This window comes from Flavobacterium sp. (genome assembly GCF_043780635.1).
Lineage (GTDB): Bacteria > Bacteroidota > Bacteroidia > Flavobacteriales > Flavobacteriaceae > Flavobacterium.
On record NZ_JAYWCK010000158.1, the window covers coordinates 1 to 24,017 of the forward strand.

Annotated in this window: 17 protein-coding genes; 5 read left to right on the forward strand and 12 right to left on the reverse strand. The window is 34.5% G+C overall.

The genetic code is table 11. The features are described from left to right. Positions 1-332 precede the first annotated feature (332 nt). Together ACH2BV_RS14260 and ACH2BV_RS14265 are read left to right on the forward strand one after the other, a co-directional pair. Positions 333-1,511, forward strand: coding sequence for an acetyl-CoA C-acyltransferase (locus ACH2BV_RS14260; RefSeq protein WP_395051439.1), 1,179 nt, complete (start codon positions 333-335; stop codon positions 1,509-1,511). Between the two features lie 82 nt (positions 1,512-1,593). Next, positions 1,594-2,355 carry an NlpC/P60 family protein gene (locus tag ACH2BV_RS14265; RefSeq protein WP_395051440.1) on the forward strand — a complete coding sequence of 254 codons (762 nt, stop codon included), beginning with the start codon at positions 1,594-1,596 and terminating at the stop codon, positions 2,353-2,355. Positions 2,356-2,393: 38 nt separating this feature from the next. Here the strand turns inward: ACH2BV_RS14265 and ACH2BV_RS14270 are convergent, their stop codons facing one another. Continuing rightward, a complete protein-coding gene (locus ACH2BV_RS14270) occupies positions 2,394-3,680 on the reverse strand; it encodes a tetratricopeptide repeat protein (RefSeq protein WP_395051441.1) in 1,287 nt (428 codons plus the stop codon). A 53-nt stretch (positions 3,681-3,733) separates the two neighbouring features. Then, on the reverse strand, positions 3,734-6,358 hold the full coding sequence (gyrA, locus tag ACH2BV_RS14275) for a DNA gyrase subunit A (protein WP_395051442.1): 2,625 nt from the start codon (positions 6,356-6,358) through the stop codon (positions 3,734-3,736). A 260-nt stretch (positions 6,359-6,618) separates the two neighbouring features. Between gyrA and ACH2BV_RS14280 the strand changes: the two genes are divergently transcribed. The 3 genes from ACH2BV_RS14280 to ACH2BV_RS14290 all read left to right on the forward strand — a co-directional run bounded on the left by ACH2BV_RS14280 (position 6,619) and on the right by ACH2BV_RS14290 (position 11,223). Next, positions 6,619-9,162 (forward strand): ATP-dependent Clp protease ATP-binding subunit, encoded by a 2,544-nt coding sequence (locus ACH2BV_RS14280; RefSeq protein ID WP_395051443.1) that lies wholly within the window; start codon positions 6,619-6,621, stop codon positions 9,160-9,162. Positions 9,163-9,274: 112 nt separating this feature from the next. Further along, complete coding sequence (gene rimK / locus ACH2BV_RS14285; RefSeq protein WP_395051444.1) at positions 9,275-10,645, forward strand: 30S ribosomal protein S6--L-glutamate ligase; 1,371 nt, start codon at positions 9,275-9,277, stop codon at positions 10,643-10,645. A 71-nt stretch (positions 10,646-10,716) separates the two neighbouring features. Beyond that, positions 10,717-11,223 (forward strand): DUF421 domain-containing protein, encoded by a 507-nt coding sequence (locus ACH2BV_RS14290; RefSeq protein ID WP_395051445.1) that lies wholly within the window; start codon positions 10,717-10,719, stop codon positions 11,221-11,223. Between the two features lie 119 nt (positions 11,224-11,342). On the opposite strand, the gene ACH2BV_RS14295 is transcribed toward ACH2BV_RS14290, so the two are convergent. The 10 genes from ACH2BV_RS14295 to ACH2BV_RS14340 form a co-directional block, all read right to left on the reverse strand. Next, on the reverse strand, positions 11,343-12,839 hold the full coding sequence (locus ACH2BV_RS14295) for an ATP-binding protein (RefSeq protein WP_395051446.1): 1,497 nt from the start codon (positions 12,837-12,839) through the stop codon (positions 11,343-11,345). 11 nt (positions 12,840-12,850) lie between these two features. Beyond that, positions 12,851-15,667 (reverse strand): CheR family methyltransferase, encoded by a 2,817-nt coding sequence (locus ACH2BV_RS14300; RefSeq protein WP_395051447.1) that lies wholly within the window; start codon positions 15,665-15,667, stop codon positions 12,851-12,853. A gap of 365 nt (positions 15,668-16,032) precedes the next feature. Further along, positions 16,033-18,564, reverse strand: a complete 2,532-nt coding sequence (locus tag ACH2BV_RS14305) for a heavy metal translocating P-type ATPase (RefSeq protein WP_395051448.1) — start codon at positions 18,562-18,564, stop codon at positions 16,033-16,035. A 78-nt stretch (positions 18,565-18,642) separates the two neighbouring features. After that, positions 18,643-19,203 carry a helix-turn-helix domain-containing protein gene (locus tag ACH2BV_RS14310; RefSeq protein ID WP_395051449.1) on the reverse strand — a complete coding sequence of 187 codons (561 nt, stop codon included), beginning with the start codon at positions 19,201-19,203 and terminating at the stop codon, positions 18,643-18,645. An 85-nt stretch (positions 19,204-19,288) separates the two neighbouring features. Beyond that, positions 19,289-19,558: a heavy metal-binding domain-containing protein gene (locus ACH2BV_RS14315; protein ID WP_395051450.1), complete on the reverse strand. Its 270-nt coding sequence runs from the start codon at positions 19,556-19,558 to the stop codon at positions 19,289-19,291. Positions 19,559-19,625: 67 nt separating this feature from the next. Next, positions 19,626-19,931, reverse strand: a complete 306-nt coding sequence (locus ACH2BV_RS14320; protein ID WP_395051451.1) for a four-helix bundle copper-binding protein — start codon at positions 19,929-19,931, stop codon at positions 19,626-19,628. 98 nt (positions 19,932-20,029) lie between these two features. Then, positions 20,030-20,590, reverse strand: a complete 561-nt coding sequence (locus tag ACH2BV_RS14325) for a helix-turn-helix domain-containing protein (protein WP_395051452.1) — start codon at positions 20,588-20,590, stop codon at positions 20,030-20,032. 19 nt (positions 20,591-20,609) lie between these two features. Next, on the reverse strand, positions 20,610-21,827 hold the full coding sequence (locus ACH2BV_RS14330) for an efflux RND transporter periplasmic adaptor subunit (protein WP_395051453.1): 1,218 nt from the start codon (positions 21,825-21,827) through the stop codon (positions 20,610-20,612). Positions 21,828-21,829: 2 nt separating this feature from the next. Then, entirely contained in the window at positions 21,830-23,077 is a 1,248-nt protein-coding gene (locus tag ACH2BV_RS14335; RefSeq protein ID WP_395051454.1) for an efflux RND transporter periplasmic adaptor subunit, read from the reverse strand. Positions 23,078-23,079: 2 nt separating this feature from the next. Then, positions 23,080-24,017 (reverse strand): TolC family protein (locus tag ACH2BV_RS14340; RefSeq protein ID WP_395051455.1); only part of this gene is annotated, 938 nt, incomplete at its 5' end.

A 24,017-nucleotide genomic window follows, 5' to 3' on the forward strand; every position in this document is an offset into this window, starting at 1 on the left:
GTCCTTTCGGCCACTCAGGCAACTCTCCAATATAAGAACTTATATTCCTTTTAAGCGGTTGCAAATGTAACTTTCTATTCTATATTTCACAAATTATTAGCCCCTTTTTTTAAATGTTTTTTTATTGTTAAATTAAAAACATTAACAATCAAATGTATAGCTATTTAAAAACCTCATTTTCGCTATTTCCCTAATGATTGTTACTAAAAAACAATCTAAATAAATAATAATTCAAAATTCACGAACGTAAAGACATAATATTATCAAAATTGTAATTTGGTATTTACACAAAATGATTAAATTCGCATCTTAATCAAAGATACAAACAGATCATGATCAAAAAAGTCGTTATTGTTTCTGCTGTCAGAACACCAATAGGAAGTTTTATGGGAGGATTATCTACCGTTTCTGCTCCAAGATTAGGCGCAGTAGCCATAAAAGGAGCTTTAGACAGAATAAAACTAGATGTGAATCTAGTCGATGAAGTTTTTATGGGTAATGTTGTACAGGCTGGTGTAGGTCAAGCTCCTGCTAGACAAGCCGCAATTTATGCGGGTTTACCAAATTCTGTAGCTTGTACTACGGTCAACAAAGTTTGTGCCTCTGGAATGAAATCAGTGATGTTGGGCGCACAAGCAATTCAATGTGGCGATGCCGAAATTGTGGTTGCTGGAGGAATGGAGAATATGAGTTTGATACCACATTATATGCATTTGAGAAATGGCTATAAATTTGGCCCTGCTACTATGGTGGACGGAATGCAGAAAGACGGATTGACTGATGCCTACGACAATAACGCTATGGGCGTTTGTGCCGACTTATGTGCAGCCGAATATAATTTCACCCGCGAAGACCAAGATAACTTCGCAATTCAATCCTATGAGCGTTCAGCGAAAGCTTGGGAAGCCGGAAAATTTGATAATGAAATAGTTCCTGTAGCGGTTCCTCAAAGAAAAGGAGAACCAATAATAGTATCTAAAGACGAAGAATTTACGAATGTAAAATTAGACCGAATTCCTTCTTTGAATGCCGTTTTTACAAAAGAAGGAACCGTAACTGCCGCAAATGCTTCCACAATAAATGATGGAGCTGCAGCAGTAGTATTAATGAGTGAAGAAAAAGCATTATCAATGGGTTTAAAACCTTTGGCTTACATACTCAGTTACGCCGATGCGGCTCAAGAACCAAAATGGTTTACCACTACTCCATCAATCGCAGTTCCAAAAGCATTGAAAAAAGCTGGTTTAACAGTCAAAGATGTAGATTATTTCGAGTTTAATGAAGCTTTTGCAGTGGTTGGTTTAGCCAATGCAAAAATTCTTGGATTAGATAACAATAAAATAAATGTGAATGGTGGCGCGGTTTCTTTAGGTCATCCCCTAGGTTGTTCTGGTGTTAGAATTATCGTTACCTTGCTGAATGTTTTGGAACAAAATAACGGTAAAATTGGTGCAGCCGCAATCTGTAATGGCGGTGGAGGAGCTTCGGCAATTGTTATCGAAAGAATCTAAAAATTTATGATGAATGATAAATTTTAAAGGAATTATAGATAATTCAAAATTTAGAATTTAAAATTTAAAACAATAAAAATATATGTTCGGAATTTGTAACCTAGCCATAATCCCGCTTCGAATTGAACCTAGTGATAGAAGCGAAATCGTTTCCCAAGTATTATTTGGCGAACATTTTGAAATCCTGGAACAAGTAAAACAATGGGCTAAAATAAAATTACAATTCGACGACTATGAAGGATGGGTGGATTCAAAACAATACCAAATAATTTCCGAATCAGAGTGCCATCAACTATCAGAAGATGCTATTGTTTTAAATGCGGATTTACTGGAATATATTACTGGACCAAATAATTTATTATTGCCAATTCCTTTAGGTTCTTCTTTATCATTCTTAAATCATAGTGACATAAATACTTCAAATTTTAATTTTGAAGGAACAAAAATTAGCGGGATAAAACCTAAAAAAGGCATACTGAACACCGCCTTTATGTATTTGAACGCCCCTTATCTTTGGGGAGGAAAAACTCCTTTTGGGGTAGATTGCTCGGGTTTTACCCAAATGGTTTATAAACTCAATGGATATAAATTACTAAGGGATGCTTCGCAACAATCAAAACAAGGAGAAGCATTAAGTTTTATTGAAGAAAGTGAGCCTGGTGATTTGGCCTTTTTTGACAATGAAGAAGGAAACATCATTCATGTTGGTATTATAATGGAAGATAATTATATCATTCACGCTAGCGGAAAAGTCAGAATTGACAGACTGGACCATCTTGGAATTTATAATGCCGAAGCCAATAAACACACCCACAAACTTCGGGTAATTAAAAAAATCATATAAAAAAATCCCGATTATTAATCGGGATTTTTTATATGCTGTTATTTTCCTTCTTGTGCTTTTATTTTTTCTTTCAATGCCTTGGCTTCAGGCATCATTTCTAATGCACTGTATACATTTAAAAGAGTTTTGGACACGTCGATATTGGTAGGATCTAGATCAACTGCTTTTTGAAGATACGGAATGGTACTTTTGAATAAATCTTCTCTTTGGGATTTCAAAACTTCATAACGCTTCATATCCTTGGCAGAAGTTCCCAATTTATTCATTTCATCAATTATCACCTTTTCGTTTTCAAGTTTTAAAGCAGCCAAATTGATATAAGCATTAATGTATTTAGGCTCAACTTCTATTACTTTTTTATAATACTTTTCAGCGTCTGCAGGGTTTTTTGCATTGGCGCTAAGCACTCCTAAATTAAAAATCAAGTCTACATCATTTGGATTTTTTTCTAAAGCCTCACCAACTAATTTTTTATATGTATCATAATCTTTGGTCTCTAGATACAAGTTAGCCTCTGTTAAAATTAAAGAACTATCTTCGGGATTTGCTTTTCTGGCATCAGACATGGCTTTTTTAGCTTCTTCCGTTTTTCCATCCTGAACTAAAATCAAGGCAACGTTTTTGTATATTTCTCCTCTTTTTGAAGGAATAGGTTCCGTTTTTGGTTTTTCATGTGTACCAATTTTTACAGCCAAATCTCTTTCTCTTGCAGTATTGAATAAATCTTCCTGAGCAGTTAATTTATTCATTGCTAAATAACTAGTTCCTTTTCCTGAATAATTCAAGGTTTCTAATTCGTAATATAATTTAAGGGCCTCGTTATACTCCTTTGCATTTACATAAGTAGAAGCTGCATAATATAAATTGATGGTGTCTTTTTTATCTAATAAATAGGCATCATACAACTTTTTAGCACTTTCAGAATGTTTATCTGCCTTTGTATCAGCTATGGCACTATTCAATAATTTATATTTAATATCCAGAATTGAAGTAGTGGCCTGAGAAGAATATTTATCTTTTCCAGAAGCTTTTTCAACAGCTAATAAATCTTGATAGGCTTTAGCAGCCAAAGAAAGATTTTTTCCTTCATCTACTTTTTTATTAGCTAAATCTAAATAAGCATTTCCTTTTACAAAGAAATACTGGGCTTTTTCAGAATCTGAAGCTGTAGCTGATGCAGTTTCTGCTCCTTGCAAAATAGTTACCGCTTCCTGCGCATTCCCAGCTTTTAAAGATTTTTCAGCTGCTTTAATTTGATCTTTTTGAGCAAAAGTAGCTACTGATATCAATAATGCTGACGCTAGTATTACATATTTACTTTTCATAATATTCTTTTTTTTGTTTTAAATTTATTCTTGTTATCTGTATTCTCTATTTATTATGCCTCATCGTCTGAATCGTCTTCATCAGCTTCTTCATCTGAATCGTCAGCTTCTTCTTCGTCATCATCCTCGTCATCATCTTCTGCACCATCATCTTCAAGAACTTCAAGAACTGGTTTCACTCTTTCGATAGCTTCCGTTTCTATGATATTTCCCTCTTCATCAACAACAACTTCGACAACATCATCTTTCATTACTTTAGTTACCGCTGCAATTGAATCATTTCCTTTGATGTTGATTAATTTAACACCTTGAGTAGCACGTCCCATAACTCTTAAATCTTCGACCGCCATTCTGATGGTCAATCCAGATTTGTTTATAATCATTAAATCATCAGCATCTGTAACGGCATTTATCGAAATCAGTTTTCCTGTTTTCTCAGTGATATTCAAAGTCTTCACTCCTTTTCCACCACGATTCGTAATTCTGTATTCGTCAAGGCTGGAACGTTTTCCGTAACCATTTTCGGCAACAACAAGAATTTCACTGTCCATATCATTTACAGTAACCATACCAATTACTTCATCAGTATCATCTTTTAATGTAATTCCACGAACTCCCGAAGCAGTTCTTCCCATCGGACGCGTTTTAGTTTCTTCAAAACGAACTAGTTTTCCGGATTTTACAGCCAATATAATTTGACTTTCACCATTAGTTAATTTTGCTTCCAATAATTCATCGCCTTCCTTAATAGTAATAGCAGCAACACCATTTACTCTAGGTTTAGAATATTTCTCCAAAGAGGTTTTCTTAACCTGACCTTTTTTGGTCACCATAATAAGGTTGTGGCTGTTGATGTATTCCTTGTCTTTTAAATCTTGTGTACAGATAAAAGCTTTAACTTTATCATCACTCTCGATATTAATAAGGTTTTGCAATGCTCTGCCTTTTGCTGTTTTACTTCCTTCCGGAATTTCATAAACACGCATCCAGAAACATTTCCCTTTTTGAGTAAAGAACATCATATATTGGTGATTAGTAGCCACAAACATATTTTCAAGGAAATCCTGATCTCTTGTTCCGGCACTTTTTTGTCCAACTCCTCCTCTATTTTGAGTTTTGTATTCGGATAAATTAGTACGTTTAATGTAACCTGCATGTGAAATTGTAATTACTACATTTTCATCAGCAATTAAATCTTCGATACTTACATCACCACCAGAATATTCGATTAAGGAACGACGTTCATCTCCATATTTCTCACGAATTTCAACAAGTTCCTCTTTAATAAGAGCAATTCTTAAATTTATGTCTTCCAATAAAGCTCTTAAATGCTCTATTAATTTCATTATTTCTTCGTATTCTGCTCTTAATTTGTCCTGTTCTAATCCGGTCAATTGACGCAAACGCATTTCTACAATCGCTCGAGATTGAATATCAGACAAATTGAATCTTTCGATTAATTTTTCTCTTGCTTCTTCCGTGTTTTTCGAAGCTTTGATTAAAGCAATTACTTCATCAATATTATCCGAAGCGATAATTAATCCTTCCAGGATATGTGCTCTTTCTTCCGCTTTACGCAATTCAAATCGGGTTCTGCGAATCACTACATCGTGACGGTGCTCTACAAAATAGTGAATCATATCTTTCAGATTCAACATTTGCGGACGACCTTTTACCAATGCAATATTATTTACAGAAAAGGATGATTGTAATTGGGTGAACTTGTAAAGAGTATTCAAAACCACGTTTGGCGTAGCATCACGTTTCAGAATATAAACGATACGCATACCATTTCTATCCGATTCATCACGGATATTGGCAATTCCTTCTATTTTTTTATCATTAACCAAATCAGCAGTACGCTTAATCATATCAGCTTTATTGACTTGGTACGGGATTTCTGTAACGATGATACATTCTCTGCCATCCACTTCTTCAAAACCAACTTTGGCACGTATTACAATACGTCCTCTACCGGTTTTAAATGCTTCGCGAACACCTTCATAACCATATATGGTACCACCAGTTGGAAAATCTGGGGCTTTAATATGAGTCATCAATTCATCAATTTCAATTTCGTTATTATCAATGAAAGCTAATGTTCCGTTGATAACTTCGGTAAGATTGTGAGGTGGCATATTGGTAGCCATACCAACAGCAATCCCAGTAGCTCCGTTAATCAATAAAGTAGGAACTCGAGTAGGCATTACTTTTGGCTCATATAAAGTATCGTCAAAATTCAATTGAAAGTCAACTGTTTCTTTTTCGATGTCAGCCATTATTTCTTCCGAAATTTTGCGCATTCTGGCTTCAGTATAACGCATAGCAGCTGGACTATCTCCATCGACAGAACCAAAGTTACCCTGACCGTCAACTAATAAATAGCGTAAACTCCATTCTTGTGCCATACGAACCATGGCATCGTAAACTGAAGTATCTCCGTGTGGGTGATACTTTCCTAAAACTTCTCCGACTATTCTTGCAGATTTTTTATGGGCAGATTTTGAAGTTACTCCTAGATCGTACATTCCGTAAAGTACTCTTCGATGTACTGGTTTCAAGCCATCTCTAACATCAGGAAGTGCTCGTGATACAATTACTGACATCGAATAATCGATGTAAGCTGATTTCATTTCATCTTCAATGTTAATGGGAATTAACTTTTCTCCTTCAGACATAAGTTGTAATATTTAATAAATTTATTTTAGTTTCAAAACGTGCTAATATACGTCATTTTGATTTTTTTAAACAAACAATTCCGTACTTATTTCAATGATTTATTAACAAATTGAACTCATTTTTTAGTTAATAAATTAAGTAAGTTTTAACGTTTATTTGTTGATTTTTTTGTCAATTAGCTGACATAATTTCTTTAGAGGTATGATTTTTGTTTTTCAAACACTAATTCACTAAATTTACATTAGCAATACAAGACAATATGGATGATAATTTTTCACCAAGAGTAAAAGATGTTATAACTTATAGCAAAGAAGAAGCCTTGCGTTTGGGACACGATTTCATTGGTACCGAACACCTTATGCTTGGTATTTTAAGGGATGGCAATGGTAAAGCTATTAACATTTTAAATAATTTATCAGTAGATTTAGATCTTTTACGCAGGAAAGTAGAGATTTTAAGTCCCGCTAGTCCCAATATGGACACCAACATCGAAAAGAAAAATCTTCACCTTACAAGACAAGCAGAGCGTGCATTGAAAACTACTTTTCTCGAAGCAAAAGTATTTCACTCCACCTCAATCAGTACAGCACATCTATTATTGTGCATCTTAAGAAATGAGAATGATCCAACAACCAAGCTATTGAATAAACTCAATATTGATTATGATGTAGCCAAAGAACAATATCTAAATATGACACCATCTGAAGAAAATTTTATCGAAAACTTGCCAAAAAATGATGCCTATAATGAGGATTCAGGACAAGATGACAGTCTAAAAGAAGGAACCTTCAACAATCCGGCAAATAAATCCAACAAAAAATCCAAAACTCCGGTGCTGGATAATTTTGGGAGAGATTTAACAGAAATGGCCGAAGAAGGAAAATTAGACCCTGTTGTGGGACGCGAAAAAGAAATTGAACGTGTTTCACAGATTTTAAGCCGACGTAAAAAGAACAATCCTCTTCTTATAGGAGAACCTGGGGTTGGAAAATCTGCTATTGCCGAAGGCTTGGCCTTGCGTATTATTCAAAAGAAAGTATCCAGAATATTATTCAATAAACGAGTGGTAACGCTTGATTTAGCAAGTCTTGTTGCGGGAACAAAATACCGTGGACAGTTCGAGGAACGAATGAAAGCTGTGATGAATGAATTAGAAAAAAATGACGATATCATTCTTTTTATTGATGAAATTCATACAATCGTTGGTGCTGGAGGCGCTACTGGTTCTCTTGACGCTTCTAATATGTTTAAACCTGCTCTTTCCAGAGGAGAAATTCAATGTATTGGAGCCACAACTCTTGACGAATACCGTCAATATATTGAAAAAGATGGCGCACTCGAAAGACGTTTTCAAAAGGTAATTATTGAACCAACTTCAGTTGAAGAAACCATTACGATTCTGAACAATATCAAAGATAAATACGAAGAACATCACAATGTAACTTATACCCCAGAAGCTATTGAAGCCTGTGTGAAATTGACTAATAGATATATGTCAGAGCGTTTCTTGCCGGATAAAGCTATCGATGCTTTGGACGAAGCGGGTTCTCGAGTTCACATCACAAATATTGATGTTCCGGAGCAAATTTTGGAATTGGAAAAACAATTAGAAGATGTTCGGGAATTAAAAAATGCCGTTGTTAAAAAACAAAAATACGAAGAGGCTGCAAAACTGCGCGATGACGAAAAACGCATCGAAAAAGATTTGGCGATAGCTCAGGAAAAATGGGATGAAGATTCAAAAAATAACAGAATTGAAGTTACCGAAGACAATGTTGCCGATGTGGTGTCAATGATGACGGGAATTCCCGTAAATCGTATTGCCCAAACCGAAAGTAACAAACTCGCGATATTACCAGAACTTATCGAAAATAAAGTGATTGGCCAGAAAGAAGCTATAATGAAAATTTCTCGTGCCATTCAAAGAAATCGTGCCGGCTTGAAAGATCCTAATCGACCTATTGGTTCCTTCATTTTCTTGGGACAAACCGGTGTTGGTAAAACCCAATTGGCCAAAGTTTTAGCCAAAGAATTATTCGATTCTGAAGATGCTTTAATACGAATTGATATGAGCGAATATATGGAAAAATTTGCGATCTCAAGATTAGTTGGAGCACCTCCGGGATATGTGGGCTATGAAGAAGGCGGACAATTAACCGAGAAAGTTCGTCGTAAACCATACTGTGTGGTGCTTTTGGACGAAATCGAAAAAGCGCATCCGGATGTTTTCCATTTACTGCTTCAGGTTTTGGATGATGGTTATTTAACTGATAGTTTGGGACGAAAAATCGATTTCAAGAACACCATTATCATTATGACATCAAATGTTGGGGCTCGTCAATTGAAAGATTTTGGACAAGGAGTTGGTTTTGGAACTGCTGCCAAAGTAGCTCAAGCCGATGATAATTCAAAAAGCATTATCGAAAACGCATTGAAGAAAACTTTTGCGCCTGAATTCCTGAATAGAATTGATGACGTGATTGTCTTCAACACCTTGGAAAAACATGATATTGATTTAATTATCGAAATCGAATTGAAAAAATTATACGAGCGAATCAAAGAATTAGGCTATCAATTAACTCTTTCAGATAAAGCGAAAGCATTTATTGCTGAGAAAGGTTTTGACAGACAGTTTGGAGCAAGGCCGCTAAAAAGAGCCATTCAGAAATATGTTGAAGATGCACTGGCCGAAGAAATTATCACTTCGAAAATTGCTTCCGGAGACGAAATTTTTATGGATTTGGATGATACATCACAAGAACTTACAGTAAATGTTCATAAAGCAGAAAAACCTACTAATTAGTAGGTTTTTTTTTGTTTCTCACCTACCCTTTATTTAATGATAATTTAATATTCATAATTCTTTTTTTCAATATATATTTACACCGGAATTATTCATTCTAGAAAATTAATTTATGTTACAAACCAAAATTATATTGGGCAGTGAGGAATGGTGTTCCTTTCCTGAATTAGGAATTCCTACTATCAAGGCGCGTGTCGATTCTGGCGCAAAAACATCTGCACTTCACGCCATAAATATTGCTCCTTTTATAAAAGATGGTCAAAATTGGGTCAAATTTGACATCAATCCCATCCAAAATAATGTCAAAACGATTATCCATTGTGAAGCACCATTGGTGGACAAAAGAGTAGTAAAAAGTTCCAGCGGTTTCAGAGAACAACGTTTTGTAATTCAAACTAATTTGGAAATTGGAAATTCCAAGTGGCTCATTGAAATGACATTGACCAATCGGGATTCAATGGGTTTCCGAATGTTATTAGGTCGGGAAGCAATGAGCGGAAGAGTTTTGGTGGATCCGGAGCAACAATATCTTTTGGGACAACCTACAACCGATAATTTAAAAGATGTTTATAAAAATTCCGTGAAAATAAGTTCCGGTTTGCGCATTGGTCTGTTGGCCAGCAATCCGGAGTTGTACAGCAACAAGCGAATTATGGAAGCCGGCGAAATGCGGGGTCACGAAATGCACTTTTTGAATATCAAGGAATGCTATATGAAACTGGATGCCAAAACTCCCGAAATTCATTATCGAGGCGGAATTATATTAAATAAATTTGACGCTATTATTCCAAGAATTCGCCCCAGCATTACCTTTTATGGTTGCGCTTTGACACGACAATTCGAATCCTTAAACGTTTTTTGTTTGAATTCTTCCACTGCAATTACGCAGTCACGAGATAAATTATTCTCTCTCCAATTGCTTTTACAAAGCGGAATTGATATTCCAACAACGGGTTTTGCCAACTCGCCTTTAGATACCAATGATTTGATAAAAATGGTGGGAGGTCCGCCTTTAATTGTGAAATTACTCGAAGGAACCCAAGGAAAAGGTGTCGTTTTAGCTGAAACCAAAAAAGCTGCCGAAAGTGTCATCAATGCTTTCAAAAGTTTGAATGCTAACATATTGGTACAAGAATTCATAAAAGAAGCCAACGGAAAAGACCTGCGTTTGTTTGTGGTCGACGGAAAAGTAGTGGCTACAATTCAACGAGAAGCAATGCCAGGCGAATTCCGGGCGAATATTCATCTTGGCGGAACTGCTTCAATAATAAAACCAACCTCCGAAGAGAAAAAAATAGCCATTCGTGCCGCCAAAGCAATGGATTTAAAAGTGGCTGGGGTAGATATTATTCGCTCATCAAAAGGACCATTATTGCTCGAAGTGAACTCATCTCCAGGACTTGAAGGAATAGAAGGTGCCACAAATAAAGATATTGCCGGCGAAATGATAGTCGCTATCGAAAAGAATTTTAAACTGAAATAACTCGTTTTTTAGCAAAGAAAGTAGCTTTCACCCTGAGCTTGTCGAAGGGCTAAACTTTAAACAAAATAATTATGAATGAATATTTTGACATCATAATCCGCAGCGCATCCGTTTATCTTTTTATGCTAATTGCTTTAAGGATTTTTGGCAAGAAAGAATTATCCCAACTCAATACTGCCGATGTGATTTTGATCTTGTTGATCAGCAATTCCGTTCAAAACGCAATGGTGGGAAGTGACATCAGTCTTATCGGGGGTTTATCAGCAGCAAGTGTTCTATTTGCCATAAATTTTAGTTTAAAAAAACTAATGTATAAGTTTCCAAAATTCAGTGATTTTATGCAGGAAAAACCAGAAATCTTAATCCACGATGGCAAAATGGATTTCAAAGCTTTGAGCAAATTAAACATCACACACGATGAATTAAAAGAAGCCATACGAGAACATGGAGTCGAACATTTTTCGGATGTAAAATGGGCAATCTTGGAAATTGATGGTAATATTAGCATCATTTCTGGCAATAAAAATCTTCGACAAACCCATTACAAAAGATTGAAACGAACTAAAAAAACAATGTGATAAACCGTTTCTTATGTTTTTTAATCTTCTCGAAAGTAATTTTGTAATTTCTCCTTCATCTAATTGATAAATAAAGGTTTTCTATTCCAGTAATAAGAAAGATTATAGATTTTACTATCCTAAGAATTTAAACTTACTCTATTGATTTGTGCGATTATTTTACTGTATAATAGGTTTTCGTCAATAGGTTTAGAAATATAATCATCCATACCTATTTTTTTAGATTTTTCAATATCTATAGATGTGACATCAGCAGTAAGAGCTATAATTGGTATTTGAGAATTCATCGTGTTTCGTATATAATCAGTTGCTTCAAAGCCATTCATCTCGGGCATTTGTATATCCATCAAGATGATGTCATACTCTTTTTCTTGTAATTTTTTGAGGACGACTTTACCATTTTCTGCAATATCACAGTCAAACCCAAAATCTTCCAAAATTATTTTAATTAACATTTGATTTAAAGGAATATCTTCCGCAACCAGAACACTGATTTTTTGTGATTTATTTTCATTATTTAAAATCAAAGTCGTTTCTTCAACTTTTGTTTCCATTGTTTTAGAAAAATCCATCAAGAAACCAAAGGTGGATCCTTCTCCCACTTTACTTTTAACATAGATAGAGCCTCCTTGAAGTTCAACTAACTGTTTTACAATGGACAGCCCAAGACCGGTTCCTCCATATTCTTTGGAAATTTCATCAGATGCCTGCTCAAAATTGTAAAAAATATGACTTAGTTTGTTTTCGGGTATTCCTATACCAGTGTCACTTACAACAAATTCAATAGTTATCTTTTCTGCATCTTCATTTGTAACCCGAGTGCTAATACATACTTTGCCCTTGGAAGTGAATTTTATGGCATTGCTTATTAAATTCAGCATTATTTGTCGCAAACGAATGGTATCTCCAACCACTGTTTTTGGAATAGAAGTGTCATATTCTTTTATGAATTTAAGATTTTTTTCTTGACATTTTGGATTTAACAATTTAAAAACATCTGTTATGGATTCTTCTAGATTGAATGGATTATGGTTAAATGACATTTTTCCAGCATCTACTTTGGCAAGATCCAGAATATCATTGATTAAAATAATTAAGGATTCACCAGATTTTTTTATGGCATCGATATATTCTTTTTGGTTTTGATTTAATTCCGTCTTTAAAACCACATTAGTAAACCCAACAATCGAATTCATCGGTGTTCGAATCTCGTGGCTCATATTCGATAAAAATTGTTGCTTGAATTTTAAGGCTTCTTCTGCCATTAGTGTTTTATGTTCCGCAATACCTTTAGAAGCAATTAATTCTTCTTTTACATTATGATGATCCGTAACTTCGTAAGCAATAATGGTAATTCCCGAAATAGATTTATCAGCTTCAAGGTAAGGCTGGTAAACAAAATTAAAATAGCCCTCTTCTAACGCACCTTTGCGCATTAGTGGAGCGAGAAGTTCATAACCTTCAAACGGAATTCCTGTTGTATAAACTTCATCGAGTAATTTAGGGAAAATACTATCTTTTATTTCAGGTAAAATTTCTAGTATTGGTTTGCCTTCAACAGCATCTCCCTTTCCCCAAAATTGTTTAATACTATCATTAGCAAGCTCAACAATCATGTCTTTGCCCTTCAAAATAGCAATGCAAAAGGCGATTGCATCAGCATCATATTGTACCGTTCATTGCTGTCTTCGACGAGTTTAATGGCTTTCTTCTCAATTTCTAATTGTTTTTTAAGAGCCTTTTTTTCTCGTATTTGCAGTTCAGTAGACAATCGTCGCACTTCTGTAATATCAACAATGGTAAGCACAATAAGTTCTTCGTTTACACTTTGCTGAACAATTTTATGAGCATTCAGCACCATAATTTTTGCACCTATTTCCGGAAAAGTATGTTCTACTTCATAATCATAAAAGCTATTATTTTTGGGAACCATTTCTTCTAATAATTCTCGAAGTCTTGGAATATTCCACTGATTATTTCCTAATTTAAATAATGATTTCCCTATGCTTTCAGCTTCGGTAACTTCAAAAGTTTTGTAAAAGGATTTATTAGCCGATTTAATTTTAATGTCTTTGTCCAATATCAAAACGGGTTCGTGTACCGTTGATAGTAGGGCTTCGTTATAATTATTTAATTCTTCCACTTGTTGAATACGGGAATGTAATTCTTGAATACTTGTAGTCAATTCTTCGTTAGTCGATTCTATTTCCTCTTTTGAAGTTTCTAACTCTTCGTTCAAACTCTGTAATTCTTCGTTGCTGGAAACAATTTCTTCATTGGCACTTTGCAATTCCTCGTTTGCTGCTTCCTGATCGTGAGTGATTGAACCCATATCGGCACGAGCAGAAGTTAATTCTTCCTCTAGTTTTTTAATGCGTCGGTCTTTGGCAATCGAATTTTTTTGTTTTGATTGTTTTGGATCTTCATCAGACTCAATTTGTTGTTGACCTGTAAAAATAACGATTAACAAAGGTTCTTCCCCTTCTAAATTAAGCGGAATGACTTCAATATTTACGATTTGAATAGTATTGTTGTTCAAGTTCCGATTCATTTCTATTCCCATTTTCCGAACAGACTGTTTGGTTTTAATAGCATGATGAATGGCATTGCGCAGCTCAAAAGTAATTTCGATATGCACCATTTTCAAAATGTTCAAACTGGCTTTTCCTGGTGAGTTTTGCAAATAAGACGACGTATTGCCCCTAAATTGAAGAATGTCTAAATCATAATTAATGATAACACTTGCCGGAACGTGATGTTCTAGTAGAACAGCATCGAAGGCGTTACCAAGATTTCCGTTAGCGGAAAGAGGCGTTTTTTTGTAGGGCAAGTTTGGGCTACTATTTTTATCAGGCATAGTTATATAAGAATTGCGTGAACTCAGATATGGGATAGATCTAAGAGTCGTATTTTTTTTTCTGGAATAAAACTTAAATTTTTTGTCAATTGTTGTAAAAAATTGGGCAGATGCTCCAATGGTTTCAGATTTACCCAGCATCAAGCAACCACCATCATTTAAGGCATAATGAAAAGTAGCCATAGCTTTATTCTGGGCAATTACATCCAGATATATGAGCATATTTCTACAACTGATGAAATCCATTCGGGAAAAAGGCGGGTCGTTTAAAATATTGTGTTGTGCAAAAACGCATACATCACGAAGCGACTTGTCAATGCGATATTTGTTTTTTGATTTCGTAAAAAAACGTTCTAATCTTTCTGGACTTACCTTCGCAACTTGGGAAGTAGTATATTCTCCAATTCGGGCAATCCTAATGGCTTCTGTGCTTAAGTCCGAAGCAAAAATCTGAAAAGGAATATCCAGTTTGTTTTCTTCTTTTATTTCTAACAAAAGCATGGCAATAGAATATACTTCTTCGCCAGTTGCACAAGCTGCTACCCAGATGCGGAGGGTTTCTCCTTCCTTTTTTGTTTTTAATAATTCAGGCAAAATAGTGCTTTTTAAAAGTAAAAAAGCATCGGTATCCCTAAAAAAAGAGGTGACATTAATCAATAAATCTTGGTATAGTAATTCCGATTCATTTATGTCTGCTGCCAAAAATTCGCTGTATTGTTTAAATGTTTTTGATTTATTAATAAGCATCCTTCGTTGTATTCGCCTATTAATAGTATTCATTTTATAATGACTAAAATCAACGTTTTTTTTGTTGTGCAAATACTGAACGATATTTTTTAAATCCGGATGATTCGTATCAAAGTCTATTTCTATAACTTTTTTGGTTGTTTCTCGAATTTCTGAAGGATTTTGACTCAGTCGAGTTAATTCGATTCCTATTTCTTGAGGTGACATAATATAATCCACAATACCATCTGCAATAGCGGAATTAGGCATACTGCCAAATCTTGCAGAATCATCTTGTGCAAAAGTTATTCCTCCAGCCAATTTTATATCTCGTAAACCAATAGTTCCGTCGTGGGCACTACCGGATAACACAACTCCAATTACATTTTTTTTATGTGTCTCTGCCAAGGAAGAAAAGAGGATGTCAATTGTAATAGCGGGACCACCACTTATGCGGGGAATTAATTTAATATGTCCATCTATAACTTCAATTGCTTTATTGTAAGGCATAACAAAGACATTATTTGGAATCAATTTTTCCATATCATCAACGTCCTGAACTTGCATTTGGGTTGTTTTTGACAAAATGGTCGGAAGCATACTTTTATGATCGGGACTTAAATGCTGCACATATATAAATGCCATACCCGTTGTGGGTGATACATTTTTCAATAGTTGGGTTATGGCTTCAAGCCCTCCAGCCGAAGCTCCAATGGCAACAACAGTAAACGATTTTTTATCTTTATTTACTGGAGTTTTCACGGAATTTATTTGACCTGTTGACAGTATAGCGGAATCTTTCTCGTTATTTGGGAGTTTAGTAAGAAGAGGTGTTTTTTTTATGGAGGAAATTGGTTTCATTTCACCAGTTTTTTAGATTAGGTTTAAGTAGTACTTTATCAACCACTCCTTTTAACAGGTGCTTTTCATAACAAATATAAATAAACTTACTATGCAAACTTAAAAAATCTCCATTTTTTATTCGGCTATCGCTTTTAATCTGAGCTCGATTGATAAATATAATTTTGAAGTTACAATATTTATGCCGGTTCTATTCTTGCTAATTGTCACGCTGGAAGCGTTTAAATCATCAAGCTCTCGTGCATTGAGACGCTTCCAGCGGGACAACTGTGGTGGTCATTATGTCTTATAATAATAAATTAAAACAAGAAGTTTTCATTCATCGTTATTACCCTCACGAAAAACCAACTGAAAAATAAACAGTATTACATTTTAAAACTCCTCAACCGCAACGAATTCATTATCACCGAAACCGAGCTAAAACTCATCGCAACTGCAGCTATCATTGGGGATAATAAAATTCCGAAAAAAGGATACAACATTCCCGAAGCAACCGATATTCCTAAAACATTGTAGATAAAAGCAAAAAATAAATTCTGTTTGATGTTTCGCATTACTGCATGACTAAGATTTTTCGCTTTCACAATTCCTTGCAAATCACCTTTTACCAAAGTAATTTTAGCACTTTCAATCGCCACATCCGTTCCTGTTCCCATAGCAATTCCAATATCGGCTTGCGCCAATGCCGGAGCGTCGTTTATTCCGTCACCTGCCATAGCCACAATTTTTCCTTCGGCTTGTAGGCGTTTAATTTCCTTAAGTTTATCTTCGGGCAAACAATTAGCAATAAAACTGGTCAAATGCAATTCGTCAGAAACGGCTTTGGCTGTATTTTCATTATCACCAGTCAACATAATTACTGCAACACCTTGACGAATTAATTCTTTGACAGCTTCGGCACTAGTTGCTTTTATTTTATCGGAAATCGATACAAAACCAACTGCTATTTTATCAATGGAAATATAGGAAACCGTTTTTCCTAGTTTTTGTTCGGCAATGATTTTACTTTCCAAATCCTCGGAAATACTCGCGCTTACTTGCTCCATCAATTTCTTATTTCCCAAAGCAACTTTCTTTTTTTCTACTGTTCCAATAACACCTTTACCAGCAATAGCTTCGAAATCTTTCACTTCAATCAATGAAACTTTCTTTTCTTTAGCATAATTTACCACGGCTTGCGCCAATGGATGTTCGCTGTATTGATTCAAGGAAGCGATGTTTTGCAACAAATTATCCTCTTCCTTATCTTTCGTAGAATAAACTTTTTCTACTGATGGTTTTCCTTCCGTAATGGTTCCGGTTTTATCAGTAATTAAGACGTTTACCTTGTTCATGTTTTCCAAAGCTTCGGCATTTTTTATCAAAACTCCCGATTGGGCGCCCTTACCTACTCCAACCATAACCGACATTGGCGTAGCCAAACCCAAAGCACAAGGACATGCAATAATCAGAACTGCAACAGCATTGATAAATCCGTATACCATTGCTGGTTCAGGCCCAAAATTTGACCAAACTATAAATGTTATTGCTGAAATAATAACCACAGCGGGTACGAAATATTTGGCAATACTATCGGCTAATTTTTGAATAGGCGCTCTGGAACGACTGGCGTCATTGACCATTTGCACAATTTGCGAAAGCACTGTTTCAGAGCCAATTTTTTCAGCAACCATCACAAAAGATTTATTGCCGTTAATAGTTCCTGCAATAACGGCATCGTCTACTGTTTTATCTACAGGAATGGGTTCTCCAGAAATCATTGATTCATCTATAGTACTTCCACCATCGGTAATTTTTCCATCAACTGGAATTTTTTCTCCTGGTTTTACTCGCAACAAATCGCCTTTCTTGATGTCGTGAATAGAAATGATTTTGTCTTTTCCATCCATAACAATTGTAGCTTCTGTTGGTGCAAGCTGCAATAAAGCTTTAATGGCTCCACTAGTCTGGCTGTGGGCTTTGGCTTCCATTACTTGCCCCAGTAAAACCAAGGTCAAAATAACTGCCGTAGCTTCAAAATAAAGTGCTACACTACCATGATGTTTGAATTCATTTGGAAAATAATCAGGAAACAACAGTCCTGCAATGCTGAATAAAAAAGCGATTCCGGTTCCAATTCCTATCAGTGTAAACATATTCAGATTCCAAGTCAAAATTGATTTCCAAGCACGTATAAAAAAAATCCAACCGGCATAAAATACTACGGGAAGTGTTAAAATAAATTGCACCCAATTCCAACTTTGAGTATCCAATACTTGCAGTAACGGATCGTTGGGCAACATTGACATCATCGAGATTACGAAAACTGGCAATGAAAAGGCAATGGCAATTTTCATTTTTCGCAATAAATCAAGGTAGGTTTTATTTTCATCACTATCTGAAGGCTTCATTGGAACCAAATCCATTCCGCAAATTGGACAAGAACCCGGTCCGTCTTGAACAATCTCAGGATGCATTGGACAAGTGTACTGGGCTTTAGTGGCATTTAAATCGGGAGCTTTAACCAAATCCATTCCGCAAACGGGACAATCTCCGGCTTTATCATAGACTTTTTCGCCTTCGCAAAACATCGGACAATAATATTTTCCCGAAGCACTTTTAGGTAAAACAACGGTATCGTGATTTGATTTACCACCACAACAAGATTTTACTGCTGGTGTTTCATCCGTTTTTGGCTTGGCAGCAATAGTATCAGTTTCGGTTATGGTATATTTTCCGGCTTCGTATAAAACTTTTTGGAATTTAAAAAGAGAAACGTGTTTTTCCATCGTGATGGTTGCCATTGGCGGATCTAATGAAACCTTGGCTTGAACTCCATCAATGGTATTCAGGGCTTTTTCGACTTTGGTGCGACAGCCATCGCAGGACATTCCGGTAATGTTGTAAGTATGTATCATCTTTTATATTATTTTAATACAAATTTCTATCATTTGTATTTTTTGCATTTGCACAATTTTGGGTTTAATATGCAAGATTTACAAATCTTCTATTTGCTTTCTTTTGATGGTTTTGATATTCTTGAAGTGCGTTGGTGAAAATCCAGTTACTTTTTTGAATTGGTTACTCAAATGCGAAACAGTACTATAATTTAAAGAGTAGGCAATTTGACTTAGAGATAATTCATCATAAATAATCAATTCTTTTACTTTCTCAATTTTCTGATTGATGAAATACTTCTCAATAGTAGTATTTTCGACTTCCGAAAACAGATTACTCAAGGTGTTATAGTCTTGATGGAGTTCTTGTGAAATATAAATGGACAAGTTGCTTTTCAAATCATTATTTTTATTTTGAACCAAATCAATAATCACTGTTTTAATCTTATCGATTGTTTTACTTTTTCTATCGTCAATTAAATCAAAGCCAATGGCACGAAGTTTTTTTAACAATTCTTTTTTTTGATTTTCGTTAATATCATTTTTTAATTCAACTTCTCCTAACTCAACTGAAAAAGGATTAATTCCCATACTTTCAAATACAGATTTTACTGCCATTTTACAACGACTACAAACCATATTTTTAATATAAAGTTTCATATTACCGTTTTAAATTAAACAATATATACTAACCCTACTAAATTCATAGTAAGGTTAATTTAAAGTTTTTACCCAGAATTAGGTATTATTTGTTTTCTTCTTTTTTCTCAAGGACAGGAACGGTTAGTTTCATTCCGCATTTAGAACATTTGTCGTTCAATTTTCCTTGAACTTCTGGATGCATTGGGCAAGCATACATTTTTTCTGTCATCATTTTTTTAGAAGAACCATCATTCATCATTGTACTATCATTACTCATCATATTAGAATGATCTGTTGTGGATTCTTTAGTTTTTTGATTGCAAGAAACTGTTACCAAAGCCAATACTATGGCTGAAAAGATTATTTTTTTCATTTTTTAGATTTTATAAAACAATACTAAATACTTATCAATAAGTATTTAGTATTGAATTGATTACTATTTACATTTTACAGGCTTCTGCACATTTTTTGCAGGCATCGGCGCATTTTTTACAACATTCCATATCGTGTTTGCTGCATTCGTTGGCGCAATCTTCACAACATTTTACGCATAACGCACAAAGTGAATCGGCAAATTTTGAACCTCTCGCACATAATCTTGCACAAAGAGCACAAATGTCGGCACAATCACGACACAATTTCACACATTCTAAATGGTCTTTAACTGTTAGACAACCATCAGCACATTTTTCACATTCAACCATACACGCTAAACAAGCTTCAATACTTACTTCAACATTTTTCATTGTATTTATTTATTAGTTGTAGATTAATTTCTACTTAACAAAGTTTAATAATTAGTTTACTTAAATTGTTATACAACTTTAGTTTTGATTTGTATAATTTATAAATCTTCGATTTGAATACGGGCTTTATTTTTTGAATTTTTGAAAACTGTTGGTGTAAAACCTGTAACTTTTTTAAATTGATTGCTTAAATGTGCGATGTCGCTATATTGCATTTTACTGGCAATTTGACTTAATGAAAGTTCATCGTAAAACAGTAGCTCTTTTACTTTTTCGATTTTTTGAGCAATAAAATAATGTTCAATTGTTATTCCTTCAACATCTGAAAAAAGATGACTCATCGTGTTGTAATCTTGGGATAAATCCTGAGACAAATATTGAGATAAATTAATTTTTAATATTGTATTTTGATTGTGAACCAAATCAATAATTAAATTTTTAATTCGTTCAACCGTTCTACTTGTTTTATCGTCTAACAACTCAAATCCAAGTAATTGAATTTTTTTTTCTAATTCTTGTTTTTGATTTTCAATACTTACTTCAAGAATTTCTACTTTTCCTAAATCAACAGTAACAATATTAAGTCCAAATTTTTCTAACTCGGATTTTACTACCATCTTACAACGATTACAAACCATATTTTTTATATATAATTTCATTGGTCTTCTTTTTGATTTTTTACATTTTCATCCCCTCCATCGGATCGGCTCCTTTTCGGAATTTATATTCACTGTTTATGGCATAGACACCGGTAATCACCACTTTTTTTGTACTATCCATTTCTGATTTTATTTCTATCATTCCATTGGTTTCTATTCCTGTTTCAACCATTAGGCTTTCAAATATTCCTGGTCTTTTTTCAACCCAAATATAGGAAGCGTTTTCTTCTCTAATAACGGCATCAATTGGAACATACAATCCTTTTAGATTAGATTGCATCAATTTTGCCATAGCTTGCATCCCGGGTTTTAATTGCAAATTTGGATTAGATATTTCTAATCGAATTAAAAGCAGACGAGTATCTGGATTTATTTCAGGATTGATAAAAGAAACTAATGCATTTATGGTTTTATCAGGAAAATCGGCAAATGTAATTTGGGCTTTTTGTCCTATTTTTAGATTCTTGGCATAATTTACGTTGACCTGTGTTTCTAACCAAAGGCTGTTTAAATCCGCCAATTTAATGATGCTAGAACCTTCCATTGCATAACTCCCTTCGGTGGTGCTTATTTCCGATATTGTTCCACTTGCAGTGCTATAAAAAATGGTATAAGGAGAAACGGCCGCAGCTGTTTTTAAGTTTTCAATTTGGGCATTGGTTAAACCAAAAAATAATAGCTTTTGTTTGGCTGCATTGAGCATATTCCGGGCATTTTTTCCGAAATCTCCAGGCATTGCGAGTTGTTTAAATGCCGTGAAATAGTCCTGTTTTGCAATGGCAATATCTTCACTATACAATTGATATACAGGTTGGTTTTTAGCCACATAATCGCCGACGGTTTTGAAATATAACTTTTCAATTCGTCCCATTGCTCTTGATGAAACAGATTTGATTTTCTCTTGATTAATGGTCAAGACTCCTGTATAATTTTGCTCTAAACTGTTTTGAGTTTCTGAAATAGTTTGGGTGGTAATATTTCCCAGTTGTATTTGCTGCTTGCTCAAACTTATTTCATTAGCCTCTGTGTCATCTTGTTTTACGGGGGTTAACTCCATATGGCAAATGGGGCATTTTCCCGGTTTATCTTCCTTAACTTGTGGATCCATAGAACAAGTATAAAATGTTGTTTCCTTAGTCTTATTGTGTTTGCTATGGTTTTCTTTATTTTTAGTATTACAAGCTATCATCACCGTGAATAGTAGTGCCAGTAAACTTATTATTTTTATTGTTTTCATCATTATTCGGTTTTAATAAAGCTTTCGCTGTCAATTAAATATTGTGCGTTTTTGGCAATGGTATCTTTTACTGAAATCCCATCGATAATTTGAATAAAATCATCTATTTCAATTCCAGTTTTTATGGCAGTTGCCTTGAAGCCATTCTCTATTTTTAAGAAAACTATTTTTTTGTTTCCAAGGCTTACCATTGCCTGTTTTTGTATCCAAATTCCTTTTGTTGGATTTGTTTTCACGACGCCTTGCAATCGCAAACCAATTGGTAATTTTAATACAGAATTGTCTAAATAAACCCTGATTCTATTGGATTTATCCGTTAGATTCAGTTGTGTTTCCACAAAATTTATTCGTGCATCGAAAGTTTCTTTTTCGTCTAATTCCGTTGCAATTTTAATGGATTGATTTACTTTTATCAGGCTGTTATATCCTTGGATAACATTAAAAATTCCCCAAACTTTATTGGTATTCAACAACTTGAAAACCACCTCGCTTTTTTTGATGTAATCACCTTCTTTTACCGATAAATTTTCTGTGGTTGCACTTGCGTTTTGCATTGCTGCATTGGCAGAATTGGACATATTTTCCGTTCCTGAAATGATTCCTGAAACTGGACTGTAAATAGTAATTTCAGGATTTGTCCTTTTGGTTGAAACCAAATTGTTAATTTGATTATTAGTCATTCCATAAAGCAATAATTTTTGTTTCGATGCATTGATAATCGAACGGTTGTCTGCGTCATTGGAAATCAAATAGATAAAATTTTGTTGTTCCGTCAGTAATTCTGGACTGTATAAATCAAATAGTTTTTGTCCTTTATTTACCTTTTGGTATTTATAATCGACATACATTCGTTCAATTCTTCCGCTCATTCGAGCTGCAATGTTTACCGAGGAATTCGGGTCGTAAGACACGATGCCCGGTAAATTTATTTCACTGCTTAAAGTGGTGTCTATTGCCGTTGTAGTTTGATAATTACCAACTATAAAATTGTCGGTAGGTTTTATAAGATTGCCGATTGAATTGTCGTCAGCGGCACTATTCTGTGTTATTTTTTTTACCAAAGCCATTCCGCAAATAGGACAATTTCCAGGTTTATCTCTAATTATTTGTGGATGCATTGAACAAGTGTAAAGCTCGTTTTGATGTTCCATTTCCGAATGGTTGTCTGATTTTGTGGCATAAAAATAGATTGCAATTCCAATAATGGAAATTCCAATAAAAGCCAAACCATACTTTATATACTTGTTCATAATTATTTGGTTTCTAATTGTTTTTCAATTTCTACTTGTGCTGCCAAAATACTTTGCAATTTATCTAGCGCATCAATTTGAGCCATATTCAAAGCTTCCCAAGCATCGAGGGTAATGAACAAATCACCAGTGTTGTTTTGCCAAGCCAAAACTGCAGTATCATAGTTTCGTTTTAAAGCTGGAATGATACTTTTTTGAGCAATTTTGTACTGTTTTTTCAAGTTATTTAGTTCCGTATTCATTCCCGAAATCATTCCCGTGGCTTCATTCAAAATCATTTGTTTTTGCCAGTTCAAGCTTTCGTTTTTTATTTTAAAACTGTCGATATTGGCTTTATTCATTTTGGTTGACCAAGGCATAGGAAGGGTAATCATTCCCATCAAGGAGAACTGTTGAGGTTGTTCACCAAAAGCAAACATATGGTCGTATTTTATACCAAACTCGGGCAATAATTTCGTTTTTTCGGCTGCGATTTTGAGTTGATTTATTTCCATCGTTTTTTCGATGGCTTTCACATCGCTTCGGTTTTTAGAAAGGGAAGTGGTATCCGATATTGCCAAATTAAAATCTTTTACATCGTAGTTTTCATCAATTTCAAACGCGGTGTTTTTATCTTTTACCATCAGCGTGTTTAGCATAATTCGTTTTTGGGAAATGTCGTTTTGCAACATTACAACCATACTTTCTAGAGCACTGTATTGTGATTTTGCTTTGTAGTAGGTTGGCAATTTATCCATATTATACTGGTAGCGTATTTCCATACTTTTAATCATATAGCTTAAAAGCAACAAATTATCATTGGCAATTTTTATTTTTTTATTTAAAACCAACCATTGATAATAATTTGTTTTTGCCAGTGCCCTCAATTGATTAATGGTATAGTTTTTATTTTCTTTTTCTACCGAAGACATTGCACTCATTAGATTAAAATCGGCTTTTA

Coding starts and splice junctions, on each gene's coding strand:
- ACH2BV_RS14260 (WP_395051439.1), top strand. CDS start 333: ATGATCAAAAAAGTCGTTATTGTTTCTGCTGTCAGAACACCAATAGGA.
- ACH2BV_RS14265 (WP_395051440.1), top strand. CDS start 1,594: ATGTTCGGAATTTGTAACCTAGCCATAATCCCGCTTCGAATTGAACCT.
- ACH2BV_RS14270 (WP_395051441.1), bottom strand. CDS start 3,680: ATGAAAAGTAAATATGTAATACTAGCGTCAGCATTATTGATATCAGTA.
- gyrA (WP_395051442.1), bottom strand. CDS start 6,358: ATGTCTGAAGGAGAAAAGTTAATTCCCATTAACATTGAAGATGAAATG.
- ACH2BV_RS14280 (WP_395051443.1), top strand. CDS start 6,619: ATGGATGATAATTTTTCACCAAGAGTAAAAGATGTTATAACTTATAGC.
- rimK (WP_395051444.1), top strand. CDS start 9,275: ATGTTACAAACCAAAATTATATTGGGCAGTGAGGAATGGTGTTCCTTT.
- ACH2BV_RS14290 (WP_395051445.1), top strand. CDS start 10,717: ATGAATGAATATTTTGACATCATAATCCGCAGCGCATCCGTTTATCTT.
- ACH2BV_RS14295 (WP_395051446.1), bottom strand. CDS start 12,839: ATGATTGTTGAGCTTGCTAATGATAGTATTAAACAATTTTGGGGAAAG.
- ACH2BV_RS14300 (WP_395051447.1), bottom strand. CDS start 15,667: ATGAAACCAATTTCCTCCATAAAAAAAACACCTCTTCTTACTAAACTC.
- ACH2BV_RS14305 (WP_395051448.1), bottom strand. CDS start 18,564: ATGATACATACTTACAACATTACCGGAATGTCCTGCGATGGCTGTCGC.
- ACH2BV_RS14310 (WP_395051449.1), bottom strand. CDS start 19,203: ATGAAACTTTATATTAAAAATATGGTTTGTAGTCGTTGTAAAATGGCA.
- ACH2BV_RS14315 (WP_395051450.1), bottom strand. CDS start 19,558: ATGAAAAAAATAATCTTTTCAGCCATAGTATTGGCTTTGGTAACAGTT.
- ACH2BV_RS14320 (WP_395051451.1), bottom strand. CDS start 19,931: ATGAAAAATGTTGAAGTAAGTATTGAAGCTTGTTTAGCGTGTATGGTT.
- ACH2BV_RS14325 (WP_395051452.1), bottom strand. CDS start 20,590: ATGAAATTATATATAAAAAATATGGTTTGTAATCGTTGTAAGATGGTA.
- ACH2BV_RS14330 (WP_395051453.1), bottom strand. CDS start 21,827: ATGAAAACAATAAAAATAATAAGTTTACTGGCACTACTATTCACGGTG.
- ACH2BV_RS14335 (WP_395051454.1), bottom strand. CDS start 23,077: ATGAACAAGTATATAAAGTATGGTTTGGCTTTTATTGGAATTTCCATT.